At 31.9% G+C, this 8,023-nt stretch carries 8 protein-coding genes; 5 read left to right on the forward strand and 3 right to left on the reverse strand.

From position 1 onward, the window contains the following. Positions 1 to 219: 219 nt before the first annotated feature. The 3 genes from JNO63_RS07010 to pepF are packed head-to-tail and all read right to left on the reverse strand — an operon-like array spanning position 220 to position 3,966. Entirely contained in the window at positions 220 to 882 is a 663-nt protein-coding gene (locus tag JNO63_RS07010) for a formate/nitrite transporter family protein (protein WP_203127900.1), read from the reverse strand. Beyond that, positions 866 to 2,167, reverse strand: a complete 1,302-nt coding sequence (locus tag JNO63_RS07015; RefSeq protein WP_203127902.1) for a M20 metallopeptidase family protein — start codon at positions 2,165 to 2,167, stop codon at positions 866 to 868. Before JNO63_RS07015 ends, JNO63_RS07010 begins: the two co-directional genes overlap by 17 nt. Further along, positions 2,167 to 3,966 (reverse strand): oligoendopeptidase F, encoded by a 1,800-nt coding sequence (gene pepF, locus JNO63_RS07020; RefSeq protein ID WP_203127904.1) that lies wholly within the window; start codon positions 3,964 to 3,966, stop codon positions 2,167 to 2,169. The genes JNO63_RS07015 and pepF overlap by 1 nt, the downstream gene beginning before the upstream one ends. 91 nt (positions 3,967 to 4,057) lie before the next feature. Between pepF and JNO63_RS07025 the strand changes: the two genes are divergently transcribed. From JNO63_RS07025 to JNO63_RS07045, 5 genes are all read left to right on the forward strand, one after another. Continuing rightward, positions 4,058 to 5,290 (forward strand): aminopeptidase, encoded by a 1,233-nt coding sequence (locus JNO63_RS07025; RefSeq protein WP_203127906.1) that lies wholly within the window; start codon positions 4,058 to 4,060, stop codon positions 5,288 to 5,290. A gap of 106 nt (positions 5,291 to 5,396) precedes the next feature. Further along, positions 5,397 to 5,870 carry a PTS sugar transporter subunit IIA gene (locus JNO63_RS07030; protein WP_203127909.1) on the forward strand — a complete coding sequence of 158 codons (474 nt, stop codon included), beginning with the start codon at positions 5,397 to 5,399 and terminating at the stop codon, positions 5,868 to 5,870. Between the two features lies 1 nt (position 5,871). Beyond that, complete coding sequence (locus JNO63_RS07035; RefSeq protein WP_203127911.1) at positions 5,872 to 6,156, forward strand: PTS sugar transporter subunit IIB; 285 nt, start codon at positions 5,872 to 5,874, stop codon at positions 6,154 to 6,156. A 9-nt stretch (positions 6,157 to 6,165) separates the two neighbouring features. After that, positions 6,166 to 7,527 carry a PTS galactitol transporter subunit IIC gene (locus JNO63_RS07040; protein WP_203127913.1) on the forward strand — a complete coding sequence of 454 codons (1,362 nt, stop codon included), beginning with the start codon at positions 6,166 to 6,168 and terminating at the stop codon, positions 7,525 to 7,527. 65 nt (positions 7,528 to 7,592) lie between these two features. Further along, complete coding sequence (locus JNO63_RS07045; RefSeq protein WP_203127915.1) at positions 7,593 to 7,949, forward strand: hypothetical protein; 357 nt, start codon at positions 7,593 to 7,595, stop codon at positions 7,947 to 7,949. Positions 7,950 to 8,023: the final 74 nt, after the last annotated feature.

Below are 8,023 nucleotides of genomic sequence, written 5' to 3' on the forward strand. Positions count from 1 at the left end.
TTTATTATTAAATCTTATCTATAGTTTTAATATAATCAGTTTATATTATAACAGGATTTATAAATAATTTACAAGCAAAACTTTTTGTAATTATCGTAATAAAGTTTGCTTTAGTTTCAAACTATTTAGAACGATTATAAAGTATTATTAAAAAATAAAAACTCATAGCATAAATTCTATACCTATGAGTTTTTTTGTATTTTTATTTAGTTTTCATTTCTATCCAGCAATACTAAATGTGTCATCATACATTAATGACAATGTCGGTATTACAAGGCCTCCCAAAATATTTGCTACTAAGATTAAAAAGAAATTTCTTAGGGCTAGTAGATTGAATTCTCCTGCTAAAAAGAAGAAAAAGCTATCTGCAATACTATGTTCAAAACCTGATAATACAAAGGTCATAATCGAAATAAATATTGCTAGATATTTACCTACCTGATAGCGGTTGTACTTAAATTGGTGAACTGCATTTGTAACGAACATATTGCAGAAAAACGCCAAAATAAATAATGATTGTGGAGTATCATTTAGTTTAACACCTGCTTTTAACTGCGCTTGATTAATTAGAGCTGGACCAAATCTTGTTTGGCGCATGAGCATAGCTATTACAAATGTTCCTATTAAGTTACCTATTAAAACTATTATAAGCTTTTTTATATATTCTTTTCTATCATTATAGAAAAGATATCCTACCATACCAGTAAATAAGCTATATTGTAAACTCAATATTATAAAAAGTGCTCCAGCAAATAAAAAAGCTCCTAGATAAGGGTTGTCTACAGAAAGTAAAACTGTTCCACCAAAACCAACCATTACCCCTGCCATTATTGCATAAATAATCGTCTTATGGTCATAAGTGCGTTTACGCGATGTCGTCATAAATCTCCTCTATTTCTTCTTGTGACCTATTTTCCTCTATAAATAGACCTTTGATATTGTTTTTATAAGGACCATCTCCCACTTCAATATCACTATTTAAATATTCTACCACATATCTTACGGTAGCTGCCACCCCATTTTTAAGTGAGTTTTCATCCAAATCGAATTTACTACTATGAAGAGGTGCTCCTGAACCAAATTCTTCATTTTTTATTCCAAGCATTAGGTAAAGTCCCGGCCATTGAGCAGTATAAACTGCAAAAGAATCTGAACCCATAGATGGATTTGCCTTTGCTACAAAATCCTCGCCAAGCTCATCTACCATTACATTTTTAGCTAAATTTGCTAATTTTTCATCGTTTATTATTGGAAAATGTGGTCTCATGTAGGTATTAAATACTACCCTGCAGTTGTGATTTTTTACCTTATTGATTATAAGAGATTGGAACTCTCTATAGAATTTATATCCAACTTCTTTGCGATCAAAAAATCTAACACTACCTTTAAATCTAAGTTTATCAGGGATTTGATTAAATTGACTGCCCATGTCTACTACCCCTATTGAGTAGGTCATAGGTTCAAATGGTGAGAATTTATTCATGCGTAACGATTTTAATTCGTTATAAATATCTACAAAACAATCAAGGGGATTATTTGCTATATAAGGTCGTGATCCATGGCCACTTTCTCCTTTTATGGTAATATCAAACATCATTGATCCAGCATTTATCCCCCCAGATTTTATTGCCATAACTCCAGATTCATATTCTGGGGAAACATGGATAGCAAAACTTGAGTCAATTTCTATTTCATTTTTACCCATGTATGCCATCAAGTATTTATAATTCATACCTGTTTCTTCGCCACGTTCAAAACATAAAATAACTTTGCCTGAAAAATCATCTCTATTTTCATTTAAAATTCTGGCAGCGGTTAATACCATTGCCGTATGTCCATCATGGCCACAGGCGTGCATAGCTCCAATATTTTTGCTTTTTACTAGACGATCATTTTTTAAATTTTTTTCTGTTTCATCAAAAGGCAGAGCATCAAGGTCTGCCCTTAGGATTATGGTTTTTGGATTATCACTTTTTTTATTTCCCTCGATAAATCCAAGGACTCCCCCGTTTTTTACTTCAACATGCTCGATATTCATTCTTTCTAGTTCTGATTTTACAAGTCCTATTGTTTGGTCTTCTAAACCTGATAATTCGGGGTTTTCGTGGATTTTTCTGCGGATATCTACTGTATAACCAAAAAATTCTTCTGCTTTTTTGATATACATTATTTATACATTCCTAATTTTTGAGCAAGTTCATCAATTTGATCGATAAGGGAACCGATAAATGCAACTGTTTGTGAAATTGCTTCTGTATTTGTCATATCAACTCCTGCTGCATTTGCAAGTTCGATTGGACTCATTGACCCACCTAGTTTTAGGACTTCTATCCAGTTTTCACGGTCTTTGTCTGTACCATTTACAATTTTATCAGAAATAATTGTTCCTACTGTTAGTCCTGCTGAGTATGTGTATGGGTAAAGTCCCATGTAGTAGTGTGGTTGGCGCATCCAAGTTAGCTCTGCTCCATCTACTAATTTTACAGAATCCCCCCAAAATTCTTCTAGTTTTTCTGTAAATAATTGGTTTAAGTCATCTGTGCTTAGATTTTCACCAGCTTCTACTTTTCTATACACTTCTCTTTGGAAGGCTGCTTCTATAAAATGGGTTACAAAGTTATGGTAGTAGGTTTTTGAAATCATTGTTGATAAAACCCATAGTTTTTCGCGATCATCTTTTGCTTTATTTAACAAAAATCTCTCCATAGTGATTTCATTTGCAGTTGATGGTGCTTCTACAAAGTACATGGACATATCGTTGTTTAGGGCATTTTGATTGTTGTTTGAATAATAAAATTGACCAGCATGGCCTAGCTCGTGGGCTAAGGTCATTACTTGGCTCATTTTGTTATTGTAAGTTGTCATTATAAATGGATGTGATCCATAAGGTCCTGCTGCAAAGGCTCCTGTTCTTTTTCCGATATTTTGAGCATAGTCAATCCATCTTTCATCAAAAGCACGGTTTAAAACTTCTACATATTCTTCACCTAGATTTGAAAGTCCTTCTACTATATAGGCACGAGCTTGATCAATAGATACTTCTGGTTCATAATCTGGATCTATAGAAAGTTTTAAATCTGCATATGTCATTTCATCTAAGCCATAGATTTTTTGAATAATTTTCGCATATTTTCTCATATGAGGAGCAAGTTCTGACATGATTGTATCGATGTGGTTTTCATAAATTTCTTTATCTACATCTTGGCGTGATAATAAATAGTCAAAAACTGAATCATAGCCTCTGATGTCTGAAAGACGCTTTTCATTTTCAACATGAGTTACATAGACAGATGCATCTGAGTTTTGGTATTTTCTTAATACATCATGATATCTTTTAAAGGCATCACGGCGCAAATCATCCCTAGGATCTCCTTCCAAAAATTCTTCAAATGTGTTGTGATTTAAGATTATTTCTTCGCCTTCATAGGTAAAATCTTCAAAGGCCATATCTCCATAACGGATGTCTGCATAAGATTTGTATGGTGCATCAAAGGTTGGTACAAGATTTGCTAAAACTTTTTCTGTTTCATCAGATAATAAATATTTTGAGTTTTCAATTACCCTATCTAAGTAATATTTATATTCCGAATGGTTTTTCTTTGCTTCTTCTAGTAAGTTTGTATCAGCTTTTGCAAGCATTGATTCAAAAAAACTTAAATTTGCATCGATCTTACTCATTTCATTTACAAAATTTGCAAATCTTTTCATAACTTTCGCATCAGATGTATCAACTTCTGTTGTGATACTTGCAAAAGTACTTAGTCTATCAGTTAAGGCTGCAATTTCGCTATAAGCTTCTAAAGCTTCAAAAATTTCTTCTGATGAGTCTAAAGATTTGTATTTATTTGCAAAATCATCAGAAAGATTTTTAAGATCATTAAGGCTAGCTAAAAAAACTTCATCGCTTTCGAAAAGTTCTTCTATAGCCCAAGTTTCATTTATATCAACTTCATGTCTTTTTTTCATGATTACCTTCCTTAAATAATTATTTATACATTTATATGTATTTTATTTTACCATAAAAATCCTAAAGGTATAATGACAAAAGGAGGAATTTATGGATAAAAGAATAGAAAACTTTGCAAAACTTGCAGTAGAATTTGGAGTAAATGTCAAAGCTTGTGAAGATGTAGTAATCAATGCTCCAGTAGAAAACCCAGATTTAGCAAGACTTATAACCAAAGCAGCCTATGAAAAGGGTGCTAGAAATGTATCAATAGATTGGCGAGATGATGCCATTACAAGACTAACTTATGAAAATCAAGACCAAGAAACACTAAATGAAGTGCCAGACTGGAAAATAGAAAAATTAAGATATCAAATAGCAAATAAAAAATCAAACAGAATTTCAATATATGCCGAAGACCCAGACCTATTAAATGGTCTAGATGAAGCCAAAATTTCAGAAGCAATCAAGGAAAATTCTAAAAAAACCAAAGAATTTGTAAAATATTCAATGAACGATATTGTAAGCTGGCTAGTAATCTCAGTGCCAACCAAAAAATGGGCGGCAAAAGTCTTCCCAGACCTAAACAAAGATGAGGCTTACGAAAAATTATGGGAAACAATTCTAGATGTAAGCCGCGTAGAAGAATCTTGGGAAGAAACAAAAGCAAATTGGACAAAACACATTGAAACCCTAAATGAAAAAGCAACTTATTTAAATGACCACCAATTTGACAAATTACATTACCAATCATCAAACGGCACAGACCTTTGGGTAAAACTTCCAAAAGATCATATTTGGGCATCAGCAGGATCCAAAAATGAAAAAGGTGATCCATTTATCCCAAATATGCCAACAGAAGAAGTATTCACAGCCCCACAATATGACGGCGTAAATGGTACACTATTTGCCACAAAACCTTTAGTTTACAATGGTGTAGTTATAGATGAATTTAATTTCAAATTTGAAAATGGAAAAGTAATTGACTTTGATGCCAAAAAAGGCAAAGATACACTAGCAAAAATGTTAGATAGTGATGAAGGCAGCAAAAACTTAGGTGAAATTGCCCTAGTACCTTACGATAGCCCAATTAGCAATTCAAATATTCTTTTCTATAACACCTTATTTGATGAAAATGCATCCTGCCACTTCGCATTAGGAAAATCCTATCCAACAAATGTAGTAGGTGGAGCAGACTTAGAAGAAAGCAAACTAAAAGAAAGAGGAATAAACGACTCTTTAATCCATGAAGACTTCATGGTAGGAGCAAGCGATTTAAAAATAACAGGATATAAAAACGATGATGAGTTTCCTATATTTGAAAATGGAAACTGGGCAATTTAATAATTTTTATATAAATGGTTTAGATTATTCTAAGCCATTTTTTTATGAATATATCTCCGCATTTGTTATACTTACTTATAGAATTTTGTTTTAAGGGGGTTATGTTTTGTTAAATAATAACGAAATAAAAATAATAGGACAAAGAACTGAAAATAAATACAAAGATACTAACGAAGCTTTGGATTCCATTGCTCAATTGTTACTAGATATAGGATTGGTAAAAGATTCTTATATAAAAGCTATAAGGAAAAGAGAAAAAACTTTTCCAACTGGCTTAAAATTTGAAAATTATGGGATAGCGATTCCACATACTGATTCAGAGCACGTAAATTCAGAAGCTATGGTAATAAACATTTTAGATAAGCCAGTAAGATTTGGTCAAATGGGAACGGAAGGTTTACATACCGATGTAAATATAATTGTTATGCTTGCTATAAAAAATAAAGAAAAGCAAGTCCCATACCTGCAAGCACTTATAGAAATATTCCAAGATAAAGAAAAGGTTAACATATTATTAGAATGTCAAAATAATGATATAATAGAGAAAACATTTAAAAATTATTTAAAGGAGAGTATGTAAAATGAAAAAAATCTTAGTGGCTTGTGGAGCGGGAATTGCAACATCAACAACTGTAATCTCAAAAATTAAAAATCTCTTGGATTCAAATGGTTATCAAAATCAATATACAATTAAGCAAATTAAAGTAAGTGAAGCTACAGGATTATCTGATAGTGCTGATTTCTTAGTTTCAACTACAGCTAAGCCGGGCAATTTAAATTGTGACTTTGTATCAGGAGTGCCATTTTTAACGGGAATGGGAAAAGAAGCTGTAGAAAAAGAAATTTTAGACTTAATGGAAAAATAAGGACAGAATATGACCTATATAGTTGGATTTTTTGACTGGCTACAAAGTTTAGGCGTGTCAGTATTTATGCCCCTGGTAATACTTGTCTTAGGGCTTATATTTGGATTAGGTTTTTCAAAAAGTTTAAAAGCAGGGCTTACAGTAGGTATTGGCTTTGTGGGATTAAATCTAGTGATTAATGAATTATTGGGAACTTCTTTATCACCAGCTGTTCAAACAATGGTTGAAAAATATAATTTGGCATTATCTGTTATTGACGTTGGTTGGCCTGCTGCTGCAGCTATTGCCTTGGGTTCTCAAATAGGGGTTTTGATAATACCTGTTGGAGTTCTTGTTAATTTTTTAATGTTATTAACAAATACAACTCAAACACTTAACGTTGATATCTGGAACTATTGGCACTTTGCTTTTACTGGTGCATTAACAGCTATTTATACAGGAAGTTTTGCAATAGGTATGATTGCAGCCATTATAAATATGATTATTATAATGGTTTTAGCGGACATAACTGCAGGTAAGGTTGAAGAATCACTAGGAATACCTGGCGTATCATTACCACATGGTTTTTCTACTGCATATGCGCCTATCGCAATGGCGTTTAACTGGATAATTGATAGAATACCTGGACTAAGAAATATAGATATTAACTTTGATAGAATAAGAGAAAAAATTGGTATACTAGGTGAACCAATGATGATTGGTACTATTATTGGTCTTGCAATAGGTGTGGTAGCCGGTTATGATATTGCAGGTATACTAGGCCTTGGCGTTTCACTAGGAGCTGTTTTAGTGCTTATTCCAAAAATGGCAGCAATGCTTATGGAAGGATTAGAGCCAATAAGCGAAGCTGCAGGTGAATTTATTAAAAAACGCTTCTCTAACAGAGGTAAAATGTACATTGGCCTTGACTCAGCTATAGGCGTAGGTCATCCAGTAACTTTAACTATAGCATATTTATTGATGCCTCTTGCCCTTATTTTAGCAGTAGCTTTACCAGGAAATAAGGTTATGCCATTTACGGACCTCTCTGTACTCCCATTTATGATTCTTTTGATAGCTCCTATAGTAAATAATAACGGATTTAGAACTTTATTAATTGGTATAATTTTCTTGATTTTTGGATTATACATATCAACAGATTTAGCTCCTCTTATCACACAAGCAGCTATGAATGTTGGTTTTCACATGCCAGAAGGAGCTAATATGATTTCATGCATTAGTGATGGTGCAAGTCCTCTATCATGGCTACTAGTTAACATAAATAAATTTGGAATAATTGGTATTGTCGTCGCTGCTGTACTTTCAATAATTCTTGCACTTATGAACAGAAAAAGAATTATTAAAGAAGCTAACACAATTGAAAATAACTAATTATGTGCTTTATTTATAATCCAAAAAATTATAACTTTGATATTAATATAATGGGATATTGTTATTTGGCATTTGCTATAATATCTTCATTTTTAATTATCAATCGTATATATTTAATCTTAGCAATTTTAGCATTTATTGTTTCAATATATAATTTTTATAATAGGATTATAGGAAAAAAACATCCATATGAAATCTGCTTTAATGAAAAGTCTATAGAATTTTATTCAAAAGATAAGATGACTAGTTTTGAGTATAAAAATATAAAAAAATTCTATTTAAAACAATATTCAATAGATGTTGAAACTTATTTGTGGATTCAAACTATTGATAATCAAAAATATAAGTTTTATATTAACTTATCAAAATTTGAAAATAATAATCAACTATTAGAAGAGTTACTAAAATTAAAAACTAACTAACGAAAAAGCAAGGAAAATTAATGAGCTGAACCCATAAACACGGAATAACTTAATAATATTTTAAGCGGAATGTA

Source organism: Anaerococcus sp. mt242 (assembly GCF_016798225.1).
Classification (GTDB): domain Bacteria; phylum Bacillota; class Clostridia; order Tissierellales; family Peptoniphilaceae; genus Anaerococcus.

Coding starts and splice junctions, on each gene's coding strand:
- JNO63_RS07010 (WP_203127900.1), bottom strand. CDS start 882: ATGACGACATCGCGTAAACGCACTTATGACCATAAGACGATTATTTAT.
- JNO63_RS07015 (WP_203127902.1), bottom strand. CDS start 2,167: ATGTATATCAAAAAAGCAGAAGAATTTTTTGGTTATACAGTAGATATC.
- pepF (WP_203127904.1), bottom strand. CDS start 3,966: ATGAAAAAAAGACATGAAGTTGATATAAATGAAACTTGGGCTATAGAA.
- JNO63_RS07025 (WP_203127906.1), top strand. CDS start 4,058: ATGGATAAAAGAATAGAAAACTTTGCAAAACTTGCAGTAGAATTTGGA.
- JNO63_RS07035 (WP_203127911.1), top strand. CDS start 5,872: ATGAAAAAAATCTTAGTGGCTTGTGGAGCGGGAATTGCAACATCAACA.
- JNO63_RS07040 (WP_203127913.1), top strand. CDS start 6,166: ATGACCTATATAGTTGGATTTTTTGACTGGCTACAAAGTTTAGGCGTG.